The sequence below is a fragment of the Tabrizicola thermarum genome, assembly GCF_003574395.1.
Taxonomy (GTDB): domain Bacteria; phylum Pseudomonadota; class Alphaproteobacteria; order Rhodobacterales; family Rhodobacteraceae; genus Tabrizicola; species Tabrizicola thermarum.
Window position 1 is genome coordinate 109,635 of sequence record NZ_QMJY01000080.1, and the last position, 19,364, is coordinate 128,998.

Below are 19,364 nucleotides of genomic sequence, written 5' to 3' on the forward strand. Positions count from 1 at the left end.
GTCAGTGCACGCTGACCGGCGTGTAGTCGTGCTCGCGCGCCAGATGGAACGCAAGCCTGCGGTCGGCGACCAGGGCAAGCTGGCGGCCGTCCGCGCCGTGGACCGACCAGATCACCTTCAGCCCGTCCATCTGCTCGCGCACCTCGTCCGGCAGGTCCGCCACCGGGATCTCGCGGACATAGACGATGCGATCCGCGCCCTGCGGCAATCCTTTGTATGGCGTATTCATCCCTTGCCCCCTTTCTGGCTGGCATCCTTGCGACCGATCCGGATCGTCTGCACCACGGGTTCCGGCACATGGCGGCGCAGATCGACGTGCAGAAGCCCGTTCTCCATCGTGGCCCCCGCAACCTCGACCCCATCCGCCAGCACGAAACTGCGCTGAAAGGCCCGGGACGCGATCCCGCGATGCAGGAACACCCTCTCGCCCGCGTCATCCGCCTGGCGGCCGCGCACGACAAGCTGCCGGTCCTCGACGGTGATCGACAGGTCCTCCTCGCGGAAGCCCGCCACCGCGAGGGTGATCCGATAGGCGTTGTCGGCCACCGCCTCGATGTTGAACGGAGGGTAGCCCTCGGCCCCCGATTTCGCGGTGCGTTCGACCAGCCGTTCCAGCTGCTCGAACCCCAGAAGATACGGGTGGGCCCCAAAGCTCAGTTTCGTCATCGGACAGTCCTTGGCATAAGCGACGGTTCGGTTTTCGCGGCCCTGTCACAGGCACCGCTGCGGCTGAATATGGGGCCGGCGGCTGCGCCCCGCAAGCCCCGGAGGGGCCGGGAAATCCGGCGATTTCCACGCGAATTCGCGCAGAAACCTTCACGCTGGAACCCGGCTTCCTATATTCTGTCCGAAAGGCAGAAACCGATTCGTCACAGCCATGAACGCCCCCACCGAACTCAGCCATGAAGAGATGCTGGGCATCCGTCTGGAAGTCTTGCGTCGCGAACACCGCGACCTGGACGAGGCCATTCATGCCCTGGAACAGACCGGCCGCCCCGATCAGCTGACCCTGCGCCGCCTGAAAAAGCAGAAACTGGCGCTGAAGGACCAGATCGTGAAGATCGAGGACATGCTGATCCCCGACATCATCGCCTGAGGCTTGCCCCTGTCCTCTGTTCCCGGTAATCGCGCCTGAAACCAGGGGGGCGCGCATGGCGGTATCCGTCGGACTCATCATGGGGTCGCAAAGCGACTGGCCCACCATGAAGGCCGCCGCCGAGATCCTCGACGACCTCGGCATCCCCTACGAGACGAAGATCGTCAGCGCCCACCGCACCCCGGACCGCCTGTGGGACTATGGCAGGACTGCCGTCGCAAGGGGCCTCAAGGTCATCATCGCGGGCGCGGGCGGGGCGGCGCATCTGCCGGGCATGATGGCCTCGAAGACCCGGCTGCCCGTGATCGGCGTGCCGGTCCAGACCAAGGCGCTGGCGGGCGTCGATTCGCTCTATTCGATCCTCCAGATGCCCAAGGGCTACCCCGTCGCCACCATGGCCATCGGCGGCGCGGCCAATGCAGGCCTGATGGCGGCGGCGATCCTGGCCACCTCCGACCCCGCCGTGGCCGCCCGCCTTGACGCCTGGCGCGAGGCGCTCTCTGCCTCGATCCCCGAGGAGCCTTCGGATGACTGACCTGCCGCAGGGCGCGACCATCGGCATCCTCGGCGGCGGGCAGCTCGGCCGGATGCTTTCGGTCGCCGCCAGCCGCCTGGGCTACCGCTGCCACATCTTTGAACCCGGCGCCGCGCCTGCGGGCGATGTGGCCTTTGCCGTGACGACCGCCCCCTACGAGGACGAAGCCGCCTTGCGCGCCTTCGCCGCCAGCGTCGATGCCATCACCTACGAATTCGAGAACGTCCCCACCTCCGCTCTCGACCTGCTGGAAGCGCTCAAACCCATCCGCCCGAACCGCCGCGCCCTTGCGATCAGCCAGGACCGCATCGCCGAGAAGTCCTTCCTGAACGACCTCGGGTTGCAGACCGCGCCGTGGGCCGCAGTGAACTCCGAGGCCGACCTGCGCGTCGCCGCCGACCGCCTTGGCCTGCCCGCGATCCTCAAGACGACGCGGCTGGGATATGACGGCAAGGGTCAGGTCAAGCTGGAGGACGTGGCCGCCATCCCCGCCGCCTGGGCCGCCATGAACGGCGCCGCCTGCATCCTGGAAGCCTTCGTCGCCTTCGACCGTGAGGTCAGCGTCATCGCCGCGCGCGGCCTTGACGGACAGGTCGCCTGCTACGACCCCGGCGAGAATACGCACCGCGAGGGCATCCTGCGCACGACCACGGTGCCCGCGCGCCTGACCCCCGGCCAACGCTCCGACGCCGTCCTGATCGCCGCCCGCATCCTGAACGCGCTGGACTATGTCGGCGTGATGGGGGTGGAGCTGTTCGTCACCCCGCGCGGCCTTCTGGTGAACGAGATCGCCCCCCGCGTCCACAACTCCGGCCACTGGACGCAACAGGGCTGCACCGTGGACCAGTTCGAACAGCACATCCGCGCCGTGGCGGGCCTGCCCCTGGGCGAAGGCAACCGGTACGCCGATGTGGTGATGGAGAACCTGATCGGCGACGATGTGCTGAAGGTCCCCGACCTTTTGAAAGCCCGCGACACCGCTGTCCACCTCTACGGCAAGGGCGCGCCCAGACCGGGGCGCAAGATGGGCCATGTGAACCGGATCATCCGGGGATAGCCCCGTCTTCGGTTTCCCGGCGAGCGGCCCCTATCTCTCGAACCGCCCGTGCCGCAGGAAGTGGATCACCTGCCGGATCACCGTCGGGTTGACCATCATCCAGGTATGGCTGACCGGAAGCTCCAGATGATCCGTCATCCCCTCCAGCCGCGTCGAGGCCACCGTCACCTTGCCATCATCCGGCCCCGGCAACAGCTGGCTGAACCAGGGGCTGACCGACCGCGTCCCGGCGATGATCCCCAGCGGATAGTCCGCGGGTGGCAGACGGTTCGGCCAGCTGTCCGGTCCGGTGCCCAGGCTCATCCCCGCCGGGCCGTTCACCATCTCGAACACCTTCCAGTCGCCCAGCCGGTCCACCAGTTCCGATCCATGGTTCGGCGGCGCCAGCATCACCACGCGGCCCAGCCCCGGCGGATGCCCCCGCGCCAGCAGGTCCCGCACCAGGATGCCGCCCATCGAATGGGTCACGAAATGCGTCCTCCCCGCGAAGGGCACCGCGACCGCCTCGGCCACATGGGCCACCAGCTGATCCGGCGTCAGCGTCGTCGAAGGATAGGCCGCATGGCTGACCGCATAGCCCGCGCCGCGCAGGGCCAGCCCCAGCGCCGCCAGCGATCGCGCCGACCGGGCCAGCCCGTGGACGAGGATCACCCTCTCGGACGGGACCCCGCCGGTGGCGGCATCGGGCGGGGCAGGGAACGGCAGGCGCAAGCGGATCATGCCGCGATCATCGCGTGGGCCGCAGGGCATGGAAAGGGTCGCCTTCCCTGACCTTGCGTCACGACCCCGGCCTTACGCGTCGGGCACGTCGGTGTCGGGCAGACCCTGCGCCTGCCGGTCCCGCGCCTCGCGCGCGAGCCTTTCGTACCGTGCCCGGAAACCTTCCAGCATCTTCTCGTCCAGTTCCTCCAGGTCCAGAAGCGCATTATGCGCCCCCTGGGTCGCCCGGATCAGTTCGTCCAGCTTCAGCTGGATCGCGGCCGTGTCGCGGTTCTGGGTGTTCTGGATCAGGAACACCATCAGAAAGGTGACGATCGTCGTGCCGGTGTTGATGACCAGCTGCCAGGTGTCGGAAAAGCCGAAAAGCGGTCCGGTCACGATCCAGACCAGGATCACCCCCAGCGCCAGAAGAAAGGTCGTCGGCCGCCCGCACCAGCTCGACACCCGTTTCGCCACCTCGCCGTAAGCCATCGCAGCCTCCCCTGTTCGTCCGCACTCTGGACAAAGCCGCCCGCCCCGCGCAACCCTGCCTGGGCCATGGCCCGCTTAAAACCCCGCATCGCCGCCCGCGCGCTGATCCTGCATCAGGACCGGCTTCTTCTGGTCAACGCCTATCCCGGTGCGCGGCTTGGCCTCTGGTGCGCCCCGGGTGGCGGCTGCGAGGCGGGGCAGTCGCTTCCCGACAACCTCGCCCGCGAGGTGAGGGAGGAGACAGGCCTTTCCATCTCCGTCGGCCCCCCGGCGCTGGTGAACGAATTCCACGACCCCGACAGCGGGTTCCACCAGATCGACATCTTCTTCCGCTGCACGCTTGTGTCCGGCGACCTCGACCCCCACTGGACCGACCCCGAAGGCGTCGTCACCGACCGCCGCTTCTTCAGCCGCGCCGACCTCGCCACGATCCGCTTCAAGCCCGACAGCCTGCTAAAGGCCGCCTGGGGCACCGGGGCCGCGCTCTACGACCCGCTGGAAGTGATCCTGAAATGAGCCGCGCCTTCGTCAACGAGGATGCCGGGGCCGACCGCCCCGACCTGCCGGAGCTTCCCGTTCCTCCCGGCCCGAACATCGTCACCCCGCGGGGCCTTGCCGACCTGCAAGCCCGGATCGCCCGGCGCAAGGCCGATCTTGCGGCCCTGAAAGCCCGCGCCGACCGGCTGGACAAGCTCCCCGAAGCCGCCGCTGAGCGGGACTTGCGCTGGCTGGAAGCCCGCCTCAAGGCTGCCGTTGTGATCGACCCTTCGACTCACGACCTTACCGAAGTCGCCTTCGGCCTGGCCGTCACCGTCGCCGACGAGGACGGGCGCGAGACCACCTACGAAATCGTCGGCGAGGACGAGGCCGACGCCAGCCGAAACCGAATCGCGCCGAACTCTCCCCTTGCCCGCGCCCTTCTCGGCGCGCGGGTCGGCGATGTCGTGACCTGGCGCCGCCCCGCCGGGGCCGTCGATCTGGAAATCCTAAGGATCGCCCATGCGGATCCGTGAGCTTTTCCCCTCCGAAACCGCCCTTGTCGCGCAATTCTACCGCGAGGCGCCGGACTACTGGCTTCTGGCCGAGGGCCGCTGCGACCCCGCCGCCCAGGCGCAGGACTTCTTTACCGACGCGCCGCCGAACTGCGACCCGGCGACCAGCGACCGGCTGGGACTGTTCCTCAACCACCGCCTCTCCGGCGTGGCCGAGGTCTCCTACGGCTTCCCCGACCCTTCCGACGCCTATCTCGGCCTGATGATCCTTGGCCCCTGGGCGCAAGGCGCGGGGCACGGTCGGGCCTTCCTTGCCCATGTGGAAACCCTCGCCCGCAAGCGCCACGCCCCCCGGCTGTATCTCGCCGTCCTCGACGTGAACCCCCGCGGGCGGGCGTTCTGGGAACGGGAAGGCTTCTCCGGCACCGGCCTGACCCGCCGTGACGCGATCACGGGTCACCTGATCGAACGGCTGGTGAAACCCCTGTAAGGCAGGCTCGCCAGCGCCACGCCGCCCAGCACCAGCACTGCCGCCAGCCAGAAGCGCAGGCCCGGCATCTCTGCCAGCAGCACCGCCCCGCCCAGGGCCGCGATCACCGGCACGGTCAGCTGCGCCACCGCCGCCCGCGCTGCCCCCAGGCGGGGCAGGATCGCATACCACAGCGCATAGCCCAGCCCCGAGGTGACTGCCCCGGACATCACGGCCAGCAGCGCGCCCATCCCGTCCGGCGCCGCCACCCCGGCCAGCAGCCCCAGCGGCAGCACCAGCGGCACCGACAGAAGGAAGTTCCACGCCGTCGCGGCGAGGGGGTCCACCGCGCCCCGGCCGGCCAGCGAATAGACGCCCCAGCCGACACCCGCGCAGGCCATCAGCAGCAGCGGACCCAGGGCGGTCGCTCCGGGTGCCGCAATCAGCGCAAGGCCAACCAGCGCCAGCCCCGCCCCTGCCCAGCGCCGGGGGGGCACGACCTCGCGCGAGACAAGCGCGCCTGCGAACATCGTGACCTGCACTGTCCCGAACAGCACCAGCGCCCCCGTCCCGGCATCCAGACCGCGATAGGCCAGCGAGAACCCAAGAAGATAGGCCGCAAGCCCAGCCACCCCGGCGACCCGGTCCCTGCCTCCGGCCCAGGCCAACCCGCCCCGCTGCCAGAGAACCAGCGCCGCCAGCGTCACCGCCCCTGCCGCCAGCCTCAGCATCGCAAACTCCACCGCGCCGATATGCCCCGGCCCCACCGCCCAGCGGTTCAGCACGGAATTGGCCGCGAAGGCCAGCATGGTCAGGGAGGTCAGCAGGAAAAGGCGCATGGGTCGCACCATGACTGCCCCCGGTAGGGTGGGCAATACTGCCCACCCTACGAACGGAAGTGAAAAAGGGCGCCCGAAGGCGCCCTTTCCCGTAAAGCGACAGGCGTGGATCAGAAGTCCATCCCGCCCATGCCGCCGCCGCCCGGCATCGCCGGAGCAGCTTTCGGCTCGGGACGGTCCGCGATCATCGCCTCGGTGGTGATCAGCAGCGAAGCCACCGATGCCGCATCTTCCAGCGCGGTCCGCGTCACCTTGGCCGGGTCGATCACGCCGAACTTGAACATGTCGCCATATTCTTCGGTCTGGGCGTTGAAGCCGAACGAAGTGTCCTTCGACTCGCGCACCTTGCCGGCCACGACAGCGCCGTCCACGCCGGCGTTCTCGGCGATCTGGCGCAGCGGGGCTTCCAGAGCACGGCGGACGATGGCGATACCGGCGTCCTGATCGGGGTTGGCCCCCTTCAGCCCGTCCAGAGCCTTCGAAGCCTGGATCAGCGCCACGCCACCGCCGACGACGATGCCTTCCTGCACGGCCGCACGGGTCGCGTTCAGAGCGTCGTCAACACGGTCCTTGCGCTCTTTCACTTCGACTTCGGTCATGCCGCCGACGCGGATGACGGCCACGCCACCGGCGAGTTTGGCCACACGCTCCTGCAGCTTCTCGCGGTCGTAGTCCGAGGTGGTCTCCTCGATCTGCGTGCGGATCTGGGCCACGCGAGCCTCGATCTCCTTCTTGTCGCCGGCGCCGTCGATGATCGTGGTGTCATCCTTCTTGATGACGACCTTCTTGGCGCGGCCCAGCATGTCAAGGCCGACATTCTCCAGCTTCATGCCCAGATCGTCGCTAATGACCTGGCCGCCGGTGAGGATGGCGATGTCCTGGAGCATGGCCTTGCGGCGGTCGCCGAAGCCGGGGGCCTTGACGGCGGCGATCTTCAGGCCACCGCGCAGCTTGTTGACAACCAGCGTCGCCAGAGCCTCGCCTTCCACGTCCTCGGCCACGATGACCAGCGGTTTCTGCGACTGGATGACGGCTTCCAGCAGCGGGACCATCGGTTGCAGCGACGAGAGCTTCTTCTCGTGCAGCAGGATGTAGGCGTCTTCCAGTTCCGCGACCATCTTGTCGGCGTTGGTCACGAAATAGGGCGACAGGTAGCCACGGTCGAACTGCATGCCTTCGACGACAGTGGTTTCCGTCTCGAGGCCCTTGTTCTCTTCGACGGTGATGACACCCTCGTTGCCGACCTTCTGCATCGCTTCGGCGATCTGACGGCCGATTTCCGCCTCGCCGTTGGCCGAGATGGTGCCGACCTGCGCGACTTCGGCGCTGTCCTTCACGGGGCGGGCCATCGCCTTGATCTGCTCGACGACCTTGGTGGTCGCCAGGTCGATCCCGCGCTTGAGGTCCATCGGGTTCAGACCGGCGGCCACCGACTTCATGCCCTCGCGGATGATGGCCTGGGCCAGCACGGTCGCGGTGGTGGTGCCGTCACCGGCTTCGTCGTTGGTGCGGGAAGCGACTTCCTTCACCATCTGCGCGCCCATGTTCTCGAACTTGTCGGCCAGTTCGATTTCCTTGGCGACGGTGACGCCGTCCTTGGTGATGCGCGGGGCGCCGAACGACTTGTCGATCACCACGTTGCGGCCTTTCGGACCGAGCGTGACCTTCACGGCGTCGGCCAGAATGTTGACGCCGCGCAGCATGCGGTCGCGGGCGTCGGTGTCGAACTTGACGTCTTTAGCAGCCATTATGATAGCTCCTTGAATGGGTTGATGTCAGGAAAGGCTTGGGCCGGGGTTCGGCCCCACTGCGCCTCAGGAGATGATCCCGAGGATGTCGCTTTCCTTCATGATCAGCATCTCTTCGCCGTTCAGCGTCACTTCGGTGCCCGACCATTTGCCGAACAGGACGCGATCGCCGGCCTTGACCGACGGTGCGATCAGTTCACCCGAATCCTTGCGTGCGCCCTCGCCCACGGCGACGATCTCGCCCTCGGCCGGTTTTTCCTTGGCGGTGTCGGGGATGATGAGCCCGCCCTTGGTCTTTTCGTCCGAGGCGATACGCTTGACCAGAACACGGTCATGCAGCGGTTTGAAAGCCATCTGGGGTACTCCCTTGAGTTTCCAGGTTTGATCTCGATTAGCACTCAGCCTGCCCGAGTGCTAACGGCTTTTCAGGTAGGCGATGCCCCCGCGCGAGTCAACACCCGCGACCCGGCTTTTCGCTTTGCCTTTTGCCGGTGCGATGCCACGATGGGGCGAACCGTTCCAATTCCGCAAGGTCGCATGTCCCGCCTTCTCTCCGCCATCGCCTCCCTCACCCTGTCCCTGATCCTTGCCTTCCCCGTGACCGCCGCCTGTGCCGGCCGCAATCTCTTCGACACGATGGAACCGGCGCGGCTGGCCGAGATCAGGGCCGCCGCCGCCGCCGTCCCCTTTGCCAGCGGCAATTTCTGGCGCGCGACGCGCGGGGACGAGGTCATCACCCTTGCCGGGACCTACCACTTCGACGACCCGCGCCACGCCGCCAACATCGCCGCGCTGACGCCATATATCACGGCCGCCAGCACCGTCCTTGTCGAAGCGGGCCCCGAAGAGGAAGCGGCGCTGATGCGGAAGATCGCCGACGACCCCTCGGCCATGGTCATCACCCAAGGCCCCACGCTGAACCAGCGCCTCCCTCCCGAAGTCTGGGCGCCGCTGAAGGATGCCCTGTCTGCCCGCGGCATCCCCGCCTTCATGGCCGCCAAGTTCCAGCCCTGGTATGTCCTCACCCTCCTCTCCATCCCGCCCTGCGCGATGACGTCGATGGCGGAACAGCCGAAGGGCCTGGATGGCGCGGTCATCGACACCGCGCTTGCGGCGGGCATTCCCGTGCGCGGGCTTGAACCGTTCGACACGCTTTTCGGCATCTTCGACGCCATGACGCCCGAAGAGCTGACCGAGATGCTGATCTCTACCCTCGCCATCGAGGACATGAGCGAGGACTACTTCACCACCCTCGTCGACAGCTACTTTGCCGGAGAAAGCCGCCTCGCCTGGGAACTCATGCGCTTTGCCGCCTATGACATGCCCGGCTACACCCGCGCCCGGATCGACGCCGACTTCGCGCGGATGGAGGACCTCGTCGCGTCCCGCCGCAACCGGGCGTGGATCCCGGTCCTGACCGAGGCTTCGGCCAAGGGCCCGGTGTTCAGCGCCTTCGGCGCCCTGCATCTGTCGGGCGAGGATGGCGTGCTGAACCTGCTGAAGAAGGAAGGCTTCACTGTAGAGGAGCTGCCCCTGTGATCCTTCCCGGCAGACTTGAACGGCTCTACATCCTTGACCTCGGCCTGTTCGACGTCCGCAACGGGGAACGGATCATCGGCATCCCGGGCTATCTGATGCAGACCGACCGTGGCCAGAACATCCTGTTCGACACCGGCTTTCCGCCCGACTACCTGACCGACCCCGACCGCCCGGCCCGGGACGGCCTGCCCCGCTTTGGCCGCCTGATCGACTTCCGCCCCGACCAGACCGCCGAAGGGGCCCTCGCCCTCCTCGGCCTGGCACCCGGGGACATCGACCTTGTGATCCTGTCGCACGGCCACATCGACCACGTCGGCTCGCTGCCGCTTTTCGCCCACGCCCCCATCGTCCTGACCGCCCGCGAACGGGCCGAGCCGGCACCGCTTTATTTCGGCAGCGTCCGCCCGATCGTCTGGCCCGACGCCACCTATCACCGGATCGACACCGACACGCCCGTCTGCGAGGGCCTGACCCTGATCCCCACCCCCGGCCACACACCCGGCCATCTCTCGGCCCTTGTCACCCTGCCCGACGGCCGTCGGGTGATCCTGGCCGCCGACGCGATCAACCGCGCCTCGGAACCGGCCGAGGCTTTCGCCGATTCGATGGACCCAGCCGCCTCGCAGGCTTCGGCCAACTACCTTCTGTCGCTGGCCGATCCTGACGCCGTGCTGATCTACGGTCACGAACCCGCGCAATGGCCGCTCCTGCCCAAGGCGCCCCGGCCATGGTAGGCAGCCGCCACCGCGCCCCCGCGTGACAATCGCCGCGCCCTCGCCTATACCGCCCGCGAACCGCGAAACCTTTCAAGGGCATCCCATGACCACCCTCGTCTTCGGCCACAAATCCCCTGACACCGATTCCACCGGCTCGCCGATCATCTGGGCCTGGTATCTGAATGAAACCGGCACCCCGGCGAAACCCGTCCTTCTGGGCGAACCCAACACCGAAACCGCCTTCGTGCTGCGCCACTGGGGCCTGGAAAAGCCCGAGATCATTTCGGACGTCACCGCCGAGGACAAGGTGGTGATCGTAGATACCAACAACCCGGCGGAACTGCCGCCTTCCATCAACGAGGCCAGGATCCAGGGCATCATCGACCACCACCTTCTGGTCGGCGGCCTCAGGACGAAAAACCCGATCGACATCACCATCCGCCCGCTGGCCTGCACCGCCACGATCCTGCACGACCTGATGGGCGATGCCGTGGCCAAGGCGCCGAAGCACATCAAGGGCGCGATGCTGTCCTGCATCCTGTCCGACACGCTGGAGTTCCGCAGCCCCACCACCACCCCGCACGACCGCGCGGTGGCCGAGAAACTGGCCGCCGACCTTGGGGTCAACATCAACGAACTGGCCACCAGGATGTTCGAGGCGAAATCCGACGTCTCCGCCTTCTCGGATGCCGAACTTCTGAGGATGGACTCCAAGGAATACACCGTCGCCGGCAAGGAACTGCGCGTCTCGGTGCTGGAGACCACCGCGCCCAAGGTCGTCCTTGACCGCAAGGACAGCCTGATGCGATCCATGGTGGAAGTGGCGAAAGAGGACGGCGCCGATCAGGTGCTCCTGTTCGTCGTGGACATCCTGAAGGAAGAGGCGACGCTTCTGGTTCCGAACGATCTGGTCAAGCAGCTTGCCGAAGCCTCCTTCGGCGTGAAGGTCACCGGCGACACGGTCGTCCTGCCCGGGATCATGAGCCGCAAGAAGCAGATCATCCCCGCGCTGAAGCTCTGATTTCAGCCGCCGTTGCGCAACCGTCCGTGCATGCGCGCGTATGCATGGACGGGCTCTGCGACGCAAACGGGTTGCAGACCGCCGTTCCAGTCCCGAAAGGACCCCAGAATGACCCAGATCATCCGCGCGCTTGCTGATCTGACAGGCCGATACGACGCCGTTTTCTGCGATCTCTGGGGCTGCCTGCACAACGGGAAAGCCGCCTATCCGGCCGCCGTTGCGGCCCTGCAAGGCTTTCGCGCAACGGGTGGGAAGGTCGTTCTTCTGACCAACGCGCCTCGGCCGAAATCCAGCGTCATCGATCAGTTGGATGGCCTTGGCGTGCCCCGCGACGCCTATGATCTGGTGGTCACCTCGGGCGATGCGGCGCAGATGGGGATGCTCTCGGGCGCCGTGGGCCGCCGCGTCCACCACATCGGCGCGCCGAAGGATGAGGTTTTCTTCACCGATTTCGCCGAGGATCTCGCCGCCTACGCCGCCACGCAGCCCCCGATCACCCGCGTCCCGCTACAGGAAGCCGAGGGGATCGTCTGCACCGGCCTGCGCGACGACCTGACCGAAACCCCGGAGGATTACCGCGCAAGCCTGCTTCTTGGAAAGACCCTTGGCCTGCCCATGCTTTGCGCCAACCCGGACATCGTTGTCGACATGGGCGACAAGCGGCTCTACTGCGCCGGGGCGCTGGCCAAGGCCTACGAGGACATGGGCGGCACCGCGCTTTACTTCGGCAAGCCGCACCCCCCGATCTACGACCTCGCCCGCCGCCGCCTGGCCCAGACCGGGCTGACCGACGCGCAGATCCTCTGCATCGGCGACGGAATTTTCACGGATATTCAAGGCGGTATCGGTGAGGGCCTCGATACCCTGTTCATCACCGGGGGGCTTGAGGCCGACCGCTTCGGCCCCGACGTCGAAAACCCCGATCCGGCGCGTCTTGACGCCTGGCTTGGGGCGAAGGAACTGTCGCCGACCTTCGCCATGGGCCGCCTGCGCTGATCCGCGCGGTAATTTTCAGTCTCATACTATCGTCTACTTGAACTATTCTTGCGCAAACGATTGTGCCGCAGCGCAGCATGTGCTAGCGTTTCGCCACGCAAGGTAGGGAATCGAAAACCATGCTGGACAACATGCCCCGTGGGACGATCTGCATCGAGGACATCGAAATCGGCATGTCCCGTCATCTGATGAAGGTCGTAACCGACCGGGATATCGAGCTTTTTGCCGAGGTCTCTACCGACCGCAACCCCGTCCATCTGGATGAACAATACGCCCGGGACACGATCTTCGAGGGCCGCATCGCCCACGGCATGCTGACCGCGGGCCTCATCTCCGCCGTCATCGGCGAGCAACTGCCCGGCCACGGCACCGTCTATCTGGGCCAATCCTTGCGCTTCATGGCCCCCGTCCGCCCCGGCGACATGGTCCGGGCCGAGGTCACCGTCACCGCCATCGACCATGCCAAGCGCCGAGTCACCCTTGAAACCCTCGCCTCGGTCGGTAAAACCGTTGTGGTGAAGGGTGAGGCGCTGGTTCTTGCGCCCAGCCGCAAGTTCGACTGACGGGGCAGACGCCCCCTTGAAGGGCGCGGATGCAGATTCATCAGGATTTCCAGTGGCTTGACCCCTCTGCCCGGGGTGCATCCTGCGCGATGGGCAATTTTGACGGCGTTCATCTCGGCCACGCTTCCGTCATCGACCTCGCGCGTGGCCGTGGCCCGTTGGGCGTCATCACCTTCGAACCCCATCCGCGCCAGTTCTTCGCCCCCGACGCCCCGCCCTTCCGCCTGATGAACGCCGAAGCGCGGGCGAACCGGCTGGCCAAGCTGGGGGTCGAGCACCTGTTCCAGCTGCCCTTCAACCGCGCGCTCGCCGCCCTGACGCCCGAGGAATTCGCCCGCGACGTGCTGGCCGAAGGTCTTGGCATCTCTCATGTCGTGGTCGGCGCCGACTTCTGCTTCGGCAAGGGCCGCTCGGGCACGGCCCATGACCTCCGCGCCCTGGGCGAACGCTTCGGCTTTGCCACCACCATCGCGCCGCTGGTGCAGATCGCCGGGCGCGAGGTCTCCTCGACCGCCATCCGCCAGGCCTTGACCGAAGGCCGCCCGCGCGACGCCGCCGCCATGCTGGGTCACCTCCACCGGATCGAGGGAGAGGTGATCCATGGCGAAAAGCGGGGCCGCGAACTTGGCTATCCCACGGCAAACATGGCCCTTTCCGGCCTGCACCTGCCACGCTTCGGCGTCTATGCCGTCAAGGTCGATGTCCTTACCGGCCCCCACACCGGGGCCTACATGGGCGCCGCCAGCCTTGGAGTGCGGCCCATGTTCAACGGCGAGGTGCCGAACCTGGAAACCTTCCTCCTCGACTTCAAGGGCGACCTTTACGGCCACCACCTGTCGGTCGCGCTGGTCGAATTCCTGCGGCCCGAGATGAAATTCGACGGCCTTCCCGCCCTCATCGCCCAGATGGAGGCCGACTGCGCCCAGGCTCGCGCAATCCTGGCGACCGCATGACGCTCCGCCCCCGGTTCTGGGAAACCGTCCCCCTGTCGAAGATGACGCAAGCCGAATGGGAGGCGCTGTGCGACGGCTGCGGCAAGTGCTGCCTGAACAAGCTGGAATATGAGGACACCGGCGAGGTCGCCTATACCCGCATTGCCTGTCGCCTGTTCGACGGCGACACCTGCCGGTGCCGCGACTATCCGAACCGCAAGCTGCACGTCCCGGAATGTGTGGTCCTGACGCCGAAGACCCTGCCGAAGATCGCCTACTGGATGCCCGCGACCTGCGCCTACAAGCTGCTGTTCCAGAAGAAGAAACTGCCCGACTGGCACCCGTTGTTGACCGGCGACCCGGACAGCACGCACAAGGCGGGCGCGTCGATCAGGGGGTTGACGCTCTCGGAAGCCGACATCCCCGAGGACGACTGGGAAGACTACCTGATCGAGGAAACCCCCTGATGCGCTTTGCCTCCGACAACACCTCGGGTGCGGCCCCCGAGATCATGGCCGCGATCCTGAAGGCCAATGAAGGCTATGAGCGCAGCTATGGCGCCGATGCGGCGATGGCGCGCGTGACCGATCTGGTGCGCGAGATCTTCGAAGCGCCAGAAGCCGAGGTCCGCCTTGTCGCCACAGGCACTGCCGCCAATGCGCTGGCCATCGCGACCCATGTCCAGCCCTGGGACGGCGTGTTCTGCCACCAGCACGCCCATATTGCCGAGGACGAATGCAATGCGCCAGAGTTCTACTCCGGCGCCAAGCTGGTCCTGATCCCGGGCGAACACGGCAAGATCACGCCTGACGCCCTGGCCGAGGCCCTTGCCACCACCGGCGAAAGCGGCGTCCACGGCGTGCAGAGGGGCATGCTGTCGCTGACCAATGTGACCGAGGCCGGCACCGTCTACACCCCCGCCGAGATCGCGGCCCTGACCGCGCTTGCCAAGGCAAAGGGCATCCCCTGCCACCTGGATGGCGCCCGGTTCGCCAATGCCCTGGTCGCCACCGGGGCAAGTCCGGCCGAGATGACCTGGAAAGCGGGGATCGACGTCCTGTCGCTGGGCGGGACGAAGAACGGCTGCCTGGGGGTCGAGGGCGTGGTCCTTTTCAACCCGGCAAAGGCCTGGGAGCTGGAGCTGCGGCGCAAGCGGGGCGGGCACCTGTTCTCCAAGCACCGCTTCCTGTCGGCGCAGATGGAGGCTTACCTCACCGACGGTCTCTGGCTGCGGCTGGCAGCGCAGGCCAATGCGATGGGTCAGCGCCTGGTGCAGGGGCTGCGTGACCGGCAGGCGCATGTTCCCCCTGCCGACGCCAACATGCTGTTCCCCGAATGGCCCACCGGCCACCACGACCGGCTGGAGGCTGCGGGCGCGCATTACTACCGCTTTCCCGCCCCACAAGGCCGCGAGAGGGCGCGCCTTGTCGCGTCGTGGTCCACGACCGAGGCCGATGTCGACGCCTTCCTGAACGCCTTCTGAACAGTGGATTTCGCGGCCTCTCACCTCGCGCCGGGTTGCATTCGCTTGGCCGGGTGATAAGCGGTGCCCATCCCGAATCCGCTGCCCGGAGCCGCCATGCCCGCTGTCACCGAACCGAAGCTCATCGCCGGTAACGCCAATCTTCCCCTTGCCAAGGCCATCGCCCGGCGGATGTCGATGCACCGGGGGATGAGCGTGAACCTCGTGGACGCGCGGGTCGAACGGTTCAACGATCAGGAAATCTTCGTCGAAGTGTTCGAAAACGTCCGGGGCGAGGACATGTATGTCATCCAGCCGACCTCGAACCCGGCGAACGACAATCTGATGGAACTGCTCATCATGGTCGATGCGCTGCGCCGGTCCAGCGCCAGCCGCATCACCGCCGTGATCCCCTATTTCGGCTATGCCCGCCAGGACCGCCGCGCCAAGGCCCGCACGCCGATCAGCGCCAAGCTGGTGGCGAACCTGATCGAGACCGCCGGGGTGGACCGCGTCCTGACGCTGGACCTGCACGCCGCGCAGATCCAGGGCTTCTTCGACATCCCGGTGGACAACCTTTACGCCGCACCGGTCTTTGCGCTGGACATCGAGCACCACTTCAAGGGCGCGATGGACGACATCATGATCGTCTCGCCCGACGTGGGCGGCGTGGCGCGCGCGCGGGAACTGGCCAAGCGGATCAACGCGCCCCTCGCCATCGTGGACAAGCGGCGCGAGAAGGCGGGCGAGGTCGCGGGCATGACCGTGATCGGCGATGTGAGGGGCCACAAGTGCATCATCGTCGACGACATCTGCGACACGGCCGGAACGCTGTGCAAGGCGGCCGAAACGCTGATGGAGGCCGGCGCGACCGAGGTGCACAGCTACATCACCCACGGCGTGCTGTCCGGCCCGGCGGTGGAACGCGTCGCTAATTCGGTGATGAAGTCCCTGGTCATCACCGATTCCATCGCCCCGACCGAGGCGGTGAAGGCCGCCAGGAACATCCGCATCGTGCCCACCGCGCCGATGTTTGCCCAGGCGATCCTGAACATCTGGGGCGGCATGTCGGTGTCCTCGCTGTTCGAGACCGACACCCTGGTCCCGATCTACGAGGGACTCTATCAGCGCAGCTGACGCGAAACGGCGCGGCGATTGCCATAAAGTCAGCCCAATTTGCGGCTAAGGCTGCGATTGTTGCGGGCCTGCGTCAGAATCTGGGCCCGGGTCGGTATGGGCGGGCGTCTGATGTGGTCAAAGGCCGAGATGGTGGGACAGGGGTCGAACCGGCTGGTCCGGGTGTTGCCGACCGAGGCACGGCTCCTGTGGTTCATCGGCTTCGTCGGAGTGCTTGCGGTTGGGCTGGCCATCGCCATGCAACGGCAGGTGAACTGGCCGCCGTTCCTTGGCGGCTATGCCGCGACGCTGGGACTGGCCGCCATCGGTGCCTATGTGCGGCAGGCAAAGACGGCCCCCAGGGTGGCGCTGGCGCTTATCGGCACGGCGATCTTCACCGGCTTTACCGCAGTATCCTCGCTGTTCATCTTCGTGCTGTTTCCTCTGCCGAACCCGCTGATCGACCCCCTGCTCATCCAGGTCGACGCGGTTCTCGGATATCACTGGCCCTCGGCCGTGGCGCTTTTGGCCCGGTATCCCGCCTTTGCGGCTGTGCTGGGCTACATCTATCATTCCTCGCTGGCGCAGATCCTGCTGACCATCGTGCTGCTGGCCGCCCTGTCGCGCGACCTGGTCCTGCACCGCTTTCTGGTGGTCGGGATCATCACCCTGATCTTCGCCGTCGCGATCTGGTGGATCATCCCCAGCGTCGGCCCCTCGGCCTTCCAGTCCATCCCCGAGGCAGATCGGCTGGCGACCGGGCTCTACTTCAACCCGGCCTATGGCGCGCATCTGAAGAACCTGGCAGAGATCGGCCCGCGCCGGATCAGCCCCGAGGTCATCACCGGCGTCGTCGCCTTTCCGTCCTACCACATGATAATGGCACTGATGGTGGTCTGGTTCCTGCGCGGCACCTTTGCCTTCCTGCCCGCAGCCGCCATCAACACCGCCATGATCCCCGCCACGCTGACCCATGGCGGCCACCATCTGGTTGATCTCTTCGGCGGCCTCGCGGTCTTTGTGCTGTCGGTCTGGATCGCGAACCGTCTGATCCGGCCGCCGCAGGGTGCCCAGGGCACATCCCGGAAGTCCTCGGCGCGCGCCTGACCCGCCGCCAGCCAATCGGCCCGGATGCGCGCGATCCGGGTGTCGGCTCGGGTGCGGAACACGATCTCGAACCAGGTGGCGGTGATCGACCCGGCGCTGATGTCGACGCGAAGGTTCGTCTTTTGGTCGATGTCCCGCCCCGAAATGCCCGCGCTCACGGCTGGCGAGGCCGGAAACGGCTTTTTCAGCAGCTGCGCCCGCCGGACTTGGCACCACCCTTGGCCCGTCCACATCGCGCAGTCATGCGCAAAATCCGAAAACAGGATCGTCGGGCCCTGCTCGTTGCCGACAACGCCAGAAATCCGCAGCGTGATATGACGAACAGCGCCCTTCGGACCAGATCATGCCGGTTCCTGTCGCCTTGAGCCAGAAAAATGCGGTTCGGCGGCTTCTAGCCGACCGAGGCGCGCCGAATCGGCAGGTCGGCGCAGGGGTAGGGATCGTCCCACTTCGCGCGTTGGTCGATTCGGTGTAGCTTCATGCCACCTGTGGTCGCGCGCCCTTTTTGATGGCACGCAAGATACAGGCGCATTTTCCGACACATTCATTCCCTGGAGATTTTCATGGACAAGAACACCATTTCCATCAGCGACCTGCCCTGCTGCCCCGAAGTCACGAAGGAACCCTGCTGCGAGCGGCTTCGGTTTTCCTACCGCCTGACCAACCGGCTGCACGACGTCCCGGTCGAGATCACCATCGTGGCCGAGCTGGAACGCTGCCCCGGACCGCTGTCGCTGGGCGACGTGGTCTATTCCACCACGCTGCTCCCGGGCGAAAAGGTCCGGCTTTTCACCTCGACCCGCAACACGCGGTTCACCTACGACTCGGAGTCTAAGGTCAGCTACCGGCACGAACAGTCGTCGGAAGAAACCTACTACATGCGGGCGATGGACCGCTATGCCTCGGACCTCACGGCCACCGACCGGGGGTCGTCTGCCTCCACCTCGCATTCCGACTTCGAGACGGATGTCGACGCCTCCTACGCCTCGATCGGCTTTGCCGGGGGCGGCAGCGTCAATGTCGAGGGCAACTTCAACTCGCGCAGCGCCTCGTCCTTCATGCGCGAACTGTCCAGCCATGTGCGCACCTCGCACGACCGCTCGGTGCAGGCCACCCGGGCGGCGAACGCGGTGCAGATCGGCGAGGTGCAAAGCCGGACCCATACGACCGGCGAAAGCGAGGACGCCTACGAGGCCTCGACCCGCACCTTCGAGAACAGGAACGACTGCCACGCCGTCACCTACTTCGCCTATCAGCTGGTCAAGCAGCAGACGCTGAAATTCCGCATCGTGTCGGTCCTGCGCCGGATCGTCGATCCTGCGGGCGACAGCTCGGTCGAGGCGCGGCCGGTGCGACCGGCCACCGGGGTAAAGGTGCTGCCTGCGGGCATCCTTGCCACCCAGGCCGGGCGGATCAACGTCCAGGCCGAAGCGCGCACCGCGGCGGTCGCCCAGCAGGCGAACGTGCTGGGCAACGCGGGCGTTATCGGCAACGCGGGCGGCTTCGCGGGCGGCTTCGCGGGCGCGTTCTCGCCGGTGCTCAGCCCGATGCGCTTTGCGGTCAGCGCCCAGCCGGTGCCCGCCGAGACGCAGGACGCGGTGATGAAGAAGGTCGATGCCGAACTGGTGCGGGACGGGGTTCTGGCCCAGGTCGGGTCTGACGCCGTGGGGGCCAGACTTGCGGCCGAGCTGAACTTCGAACGCACCTTCTGTCTGCCGACGCAAGGGATCGTGGTGAAGGGCTGCCTCGACAAGTGCAGCACCTGCGAGGAGAGCCGCGAAAAGGCGATCGCGCTCGACCTGGAGCGCAAGGCGCTGGAGAACAAACTTCTGGCCCGGCAGATCGACCTGCTGGACAAGAGCCAGGAATACCGCTGCTGCCCGGTGGGCGAGGCCGAGCCGGTCGACGCCTGAACAGTCGGCCCTGAAAAGCGCAAAGGCCCCGGGTAGATCCGGGGCCTTTGTCAAGGAACCAGGCCAGAGGCG

General features: G+C 66.6%; 24 protein-coding genes and 1 pseudogene. 17 read left to right on the plus strand and 8 right to left on the minus strand.

Going from position 1 to position 19,364, the window contains the following annotated elements; all coding sequences use genetic code 11:
• Position 1: 1 nt before the first annotated feature.
• Both D5084_RS14115 and D5084_RS14120 read right to left on the minus strand, forming a co-directional pair.
• Positions 2 to 229: a DUF1150 family protein gene (locus D5084_RS14115; protein WP_128516139.1), complete on the minus strand. Its 228-nt coding sequence runs from the start codon at positions 227 to 229 to the stop codon at positions 2 to 4.
• Positions 226 to 666 (minus strand): Hsp20 family protein, encoded by a 441-nt coding sequence (locus D5084_RS14120; RefSeq protein WP_128516140.1) that lies wholly within the window; start codon positions 664 to 666, stop codon positions 226 to 228. The genes D5084_RS14115 and D5084_RS14120 overlap by 4 nt, the downstream gene beginning before the upstream one ends.
• A 211-nt stretch (positions 667 to 877) precedes the next feature.
• Between D5084_RS14120 and D5084_RS14125 the strand changes: the two genes are divergently transcribed.
• The 3 genes from D5084_RS14125 to D5084_RS14135 are packed head-to-tail and all read left to right on the plus strand — an operon-like array spanning position 878 to position 2,688.
• Positions 878 to 1,096, plus strand: coding sequence for a YdcH family protein (locus tag D5084_RS14125; RefSeq protein ID WP_128516141.1), 219 nt, complete (start codon positions 878 to 880; stop codon positions 1,094 to 1,096).
• 55 nt (positions 1,097 to 1,151) lie between these two features.
• Positions 1,152 to 1,631 carry a 5-(carboxyamino)imidazole ribonucleotide mutase gene (gene purE / locus D5084_RS14130; protein WP_128516142.1) on the plus strand — a complete coding sequence of 160 codons (480 nt, stop codon included), beginning with the start codon at positions 1,152 to 1,154 and terminating at the stop codon, positions 1,629 to 1,631.
• Positions 1,624 to 2,688, plus strand: a complete 1,065-nt coding sequence (locus D5084_RS14135; RefSeq protein ID WP_128516143.1) for a 5-(carboxyamino)imidazole ribonucleotide synthase — start codon at positions 1,624 to 1,626, stop codon at positions 2,686 to 2,688. Before purE ends, D5084_RS14135 begins: the two co-directional genes overlap by 8 nt.
• A gap of 30 nt (positions 2,689 to 2,718) precedes the next feature.
• Here D5084_RS14135 and D5084_RS14140 read toward each other — a convergent pair whose 3' ends face one another.
• A complete protein-coding gene (locus D5084_RS14140; RefSeq protein WP_238382659.1) occupies positions 2,719 to 3,408 on the minus strand; it encodes an esterase/lipase family protein in 690 nt (229 codons plus the stop codon).
• 72 nt (positions 3,409 to 3,480) lie between these two features.
• Positions 3,481 to 3,879 carry a low affinity iron permease family protein gene (locus tag D5084_RS14145; protein WP_128516144.1) on the minus strand — a complete coding sequence of 133 codons (399 nt, stop codon included), beginning with the start codon at positions 3,877 to 3,879 and terminating at the stop codon, positions 3,481 to 3,483.
• 66 nt (positions 3,880 to 3,945) lie between these two features.
• Between D5084_RS14145 and D5084_RS14150 the strand changes: the two genes are divergently transcribed.
• The 3 genes from D5084_RS14150 to D5084_RS14160 are packed head-to-tail and all read left to right on the plus strand — an operon-like array spanning position 3,946 to position 5,361.
• Complete coding sequence (locus D5084_RS14150; RefSeq protein WP_128516145.1) at positions 3,946 to 4,395, plus strand: NUDIX domain-containing protein; 450 nt, start codon at positions 3,946 to 3,948, stop codon at positions 4,393 to 4,395.
• A complete protein-coding gene (locus D5084_RS14155) occupies positions 4,392 to 4,892 on the plus strand; it encodes a GreA/GreB family elongation factor (RefSeq protein ID WP_128516146.1) in 501 nt (166 codons plus the stop codon). The genes D5084_RS14150 and D5084_RS14155 overlap by 4 nt, the downstream gene beginning before the upstream one ends.
• Positions 4,879 to 5,361: a GNAT family N-acetyltransferase gene (locus D5084_RS14160; protein WP_128516147.1), complete on the plus strand. Its 483-nt coding sequence runs from the start codon at positions 4,879 to 4,881 to the stop codon at positions 5,359 to 5,361. The genes D5084_RS14155 and D5084_RS14160 overlap by 14 nt, the downstream gene beginning before the upstream one ends.
• Here the strand turns inward: D5084_RS14160 and D5084_RS14165 are convergent.
• The 3 genes from D5084_RS14165 to D5084_RS14175 all read right to left on the minus strand — a co-directional run bounded on the left by D5084_RS14165 (position 5,328) and on the right by D5084_RS14175 (position 8,281).
• On the minus strand, positions 5,328 to 6,179 hold the full coding sequence (locus D5084_RS14165; RefSeq protein WP_128516148.1) for a DMT family transporter: 852 nt from the start codon (positions 6,177 to 6,179) through the stop codon (positions 5,328 to 5,330). The genes D5084_RS14160 and D5084_RS14165 overlap by 34 nt on opposite strands.
• Before the next feature lie 110 nt (positions 6,180 to 6,289).
• Entirely contained in the window at positions 6,290 to 7,927 is a 1,638-nt protein-coding gene (gene groL / locus D5084_RS14170; RefSeq protein ID WP_128516149.1) for a chaperonin GroEL, read from the minus strand.
• 66 nt (positions 7,928 to 7,993) lie between these two features.
• A complete protein-coding gene (locus tag D5084_RS14175) occupies positions 7,994 to 8,281 on the minus strand; it encodes a co-chaperone GroES (protein WP_128516150.1) in 288 nt (95 codons plus the stop codon).
• Between the two features lie 183 nt (positions 8,282 to 8,464).
• Between D5084_RS14175 and D5084_RS14180 the strand changes: the two genes are divergently transcribed.
• The 10 genes from D5084_RS14180 (at position 8,465) to D5084_RS14225 (ending at position 17,379) form a co-directional block, all read left to right on the plus strand.
• Entirely contained in the window at positions 8,465 to 9,466 is a 1,002-nt protein-coding gene (locus D5084_RS14180; RefSeq protein WP_128516151.1) for a TraB/GumN family protein, read from the plus strand.
• Positions 9,463 to 10,200 carry an N-acyl homoserine lactonase family protein gene (locus D5084_RS14185; protein WP_128516152.1) on the plus strand — a complete coding sequence of 246 codons (738 nt, stop codon included), beginning with the start codon at positions 9,463 to 9,465 and terminating at the stop codon, positions 10,198 to 10,200. Before D5084_RS14180 ends, D5084_RS14185 begins: the two co-directional genes overlap by 4 nt.
• 85 nt (positions 10,201 to 10,285) lie before the next feature.
• The gene (locus tag D5084_RS14190; protein ID WP_128516153.1) at positions 10,286 to 11,203 is read left to right on the plus strand and encodes a manganese-dependent inorganic pyrophosphatase; all 918 of its coding nucleotides are present in this window, start codon (positions 10,286 to 10,288) and stop codon (positions 11,201 to 11,203) included.
• A gap of 108 nt (positions 11,204 to 11,311) precedes the next feature.
• Entirely contained in the window at positions 11,312 to 12,199 is an 888-nt protein-coding gene (locus D5084_RS14195) for a TIGR01459 family HAD-type hydrolase (RefSeq protein ID WP_128516154.1), read from the plus strand.
• A gap of 119 nt (positions 12,200 to 12,318) precedes the next feature.
• Entirely contained in the window at positions 12,319 to 12,762 is a 444-nt protein-coding gene (locus D5084_RS14200; RefSeq protein ID WP_128516155.1) for a MaoC family dehydratase, read from the plus strand.
• Positions 12,763 to 12,791: 29 nt separating this feature from the next.
• Complete coding sequence (locus tag D5084_RS14205; RefSeq protein WP_128516156.1) at positions 12,792 to 13,715, plus strand: bifunctional riboflavin kinase/FAD synthetase; 924 nt, start codon at positions 12,792 to 12,794, stop codon at positions 13,713 to 13,715.
• The gene (locus D5084_RS14210; RefSeq protein WP_128516157.1) at positions 13,712 to 14,161 is read left to right on the plus strand and encodes a YcgN family cysteine cluster protein; all 450 of its coding nucleotides are present in this window, start codon (positions 13,712 to 13,714) and stop codon (positions 14,159 to 14,161) included. Before D5084_RS14205 ends, D5084_RS14210 begins: the two co-directional genes overlap by 4 nt.
• A complete protein-coding gene (locus D5084_RS14215) occupies positions 14,161 to 15,177 on the plus strand; it encodes a threonine aldolase family protein (RefSeq protein ID WP_128516158.1) in 1,017 nt (338 codons plus the stop codon). The genes D5084_RS14210 and D5084_RS14215 overlap by 1 nt, the downstream gene beginning before the upstream one ends.
• A 96-nt stretch (positions 15,178 to 15,273) precedes the next feature.
• Complete coding sequence (locus D5084_RS14220) at positions 15,274 to 16,293, plus strand: ribose-phosphate pyrophosphokinase (RefSeq protein ID WP_128516159.1); 1,020 nt, start codon at positions 15,274 to 15,276, stop codon at positions 16,291 to 16,293.
• A 96-nt stretch (positions 16,294 to 16,389) separates the two neighbouring features.
• Positions 16,390 to 17,379 carry a phosphatase PAP2 family protein gene (locus D5084_RS14225; protein ID WP_128516160.1) on the plus strand — a complete coding sequence of 330 codons (990 nt, stop codon included), beginning with the start codon at positions 16,390 to 16,392 and terminating at the stop codon, positions 17,377 to 17,379.
• A 17-nt stretch (positions 17,380 to 17,396) separates the two neighbouring features.
• Here the strand turns inward: D5084_RS14225 and D5084_RS14230 are convergent.
• Positions 17,397 to 17,612: pseudogene (locus D5084_RS14230) on the minus strand (H-type lectin domain-containing protein); the annotation flags it as partial.
• Between the two features lie 330 nt (positions 17,613 to 17,942).
• On the opposite strand from D5084_RS14230, the gene D5084_RS14235 reads away from it, so the two are divergent.
• Entirely contained in the window at positions 17,943 to 19,292 is a 1,350-nt protein-coding gene (locus D5084_RS14235) for a hypothetical protein (RefSeq protein ID WP_128516161.1), read from the plus strand.
• Positions 19,293 to 19,364 lie beyond the last annotated feature (72 nt).

Bases quoted from the DNA above. Each gene is read 5' to 3' on its own strand.
- D5084_RS14175 (WP_128516150.1), bottom strand. From the start codon at position 8,281: ATGGCTTTCAAACCGCTGCATGACCGTGTTCTGGTCAAGCGTATCGCC.
- D5084_RS14135 (WP_128516143.1), top strand. From the start codon at position 1,624: ATGACTGACCTGCCGCAGGGCGCGACCATCGGCATCCTCGGCGGCGGG.
- D5084_RS14155 (WP_128516146.1), top strand. From the start codon at position 4,392: ATGAGCCGCGCCTTCGTCAACGAGGATGCCGGGGCCGACCGCCCCGAC.
- D5084_RS14200 (WP_128516155.1), top strand. From the start codon at position 12,319: ATGCTGGACAACATGCCCCGTGGGACGATCTGCATCGAGGACATCGAA.
- D5084_RS14215 (WP_128516158.1), top strand. From the start codon at position 14,161: ATGCGCTTTGCCTCCGACAACACCTCGGGTGCGGCCCCCGAGATCATG.
- D5084_RS14165 (WP_128516148.1), bottom strand. From the start codon at position 6,179: ATGCGCCTTTTCCTGCTGACCTCCCTGACCATGCTGGCCTTCGCGGCC.
- D5084_RS14210 (WP_128516157.1), top strand. From the start codon at position 13,712: ATGACGCTCCGCCCCCGGTTCTGGGAAACCGTCCCCCTGTCGAAGATG.
- D5084_RS14220 (WP_128516159.1), top strand. From the start codon at position 15,274: ATGCCCGCTGTCACCGAACCGAAGCTCATCGCCGGTAACGCCAATCTT.
- D5084_RS14140 (WP_238382659.1), bottom strand. From the start codon at position 3,408: ATGATCCGCTTGCGCCTGCCGTTCCCTGCCCCGCCCGATGCCGCCACC.
- D5084_RS14145 (WP_128516144.1), bottom strand. From the start codon at position 3,879: ATGGCTTACGGCGAGGTGGCGAAACGGGTGTCGAGCTGGTGCGGGCGG.
- D5084_RS14180 (WP_128516151.1), top strand. From the start codon at position 8,465: ATGTCCCGCCTTCTCTCCGCCATCGCCTCCCTCACCCTGTCCCTGATC.
- D5084_RS14160 (WP_128516147.1), top strand. From the start codon at position 4,879: ATGCGGATCCGTGAGCTTTTCCCCTCCGAAACCGCCCTTGTCGCGCAA.
- D5084_RS14150 (WP_128516145.1), top strand. From the start codon at position 3,946: ATGGCCCGCTTAAAACCCCGCATCGCCGCCCGCGCGCTGATCCTGCAT.
- D5084_RS14195 (WP_128516154.1), top strand. From the start codon at position 11,312: ATGACCCAGATCATCCGCGCGCTTGCTGATCTGACAGGCCGATACGAC.
- D5084_RS14125 (WP_128516141.1), top strand. From the start codon at position 878: ATGAACGCCCCCACCGAACTCAGCCATGAAGAGATGCTGGGCATCCGT.
- D5084_RS14225 (WP_128516160.1), top strand. From the start codon at position 16,390: ATGGGCGGGCGTCTGATGTGGTCAAAGGCCGAGATGGTGGGACAGGGG.
- D5084_RS14235 (WP_128516161.1), top strand. From the start codon at position 17,943: ATGGACAAGAACACCATTTCCATCAGCGACCTGCCCTGCTGCCCCGAA.
- groL (WP_128516149.1), bottom strand. From the start codon at position 7,927: ATGGCTGCTAAAGACGTCAAGTTCGACACCGACGCCCGCGACCGCATG.
- D5084_RS14120 (WP_128516140.1), bottom strand. From the start codon at position 666: ATGACGAAACTGAGCTTTGGGGCCCACCCGTATCTTCTGGGGTTCGAG.
- D5084_RS14190 (WP_128516153.1), top strand. From the start codon at position 10,286: ATGACCACCCTCGTCTTCGGCCACAAATCCCCTGACACCGATTCCACC.
- D5084_RS14205 (WP_128516156.1), top strand. From the start codon at position 12,792: ATGCAGATTCATCAGGATTTCCAGTGGCTTGACCCCTCTGCCCGGGGT.
- D5084_RS14115 (WP_128516139.1), bottom strand. From the start codon at position 229: ATGAATACGCCATACAAAGGATTGCCGCAGGGCGCGGATCGCATCGTC.
- purE (WP_128516142.1), top strand. From the start codon at position 1,152: ATGGCGGTATCCGTCGGACTCATCATGGGGTCGCAAAGCGACTGGCCC.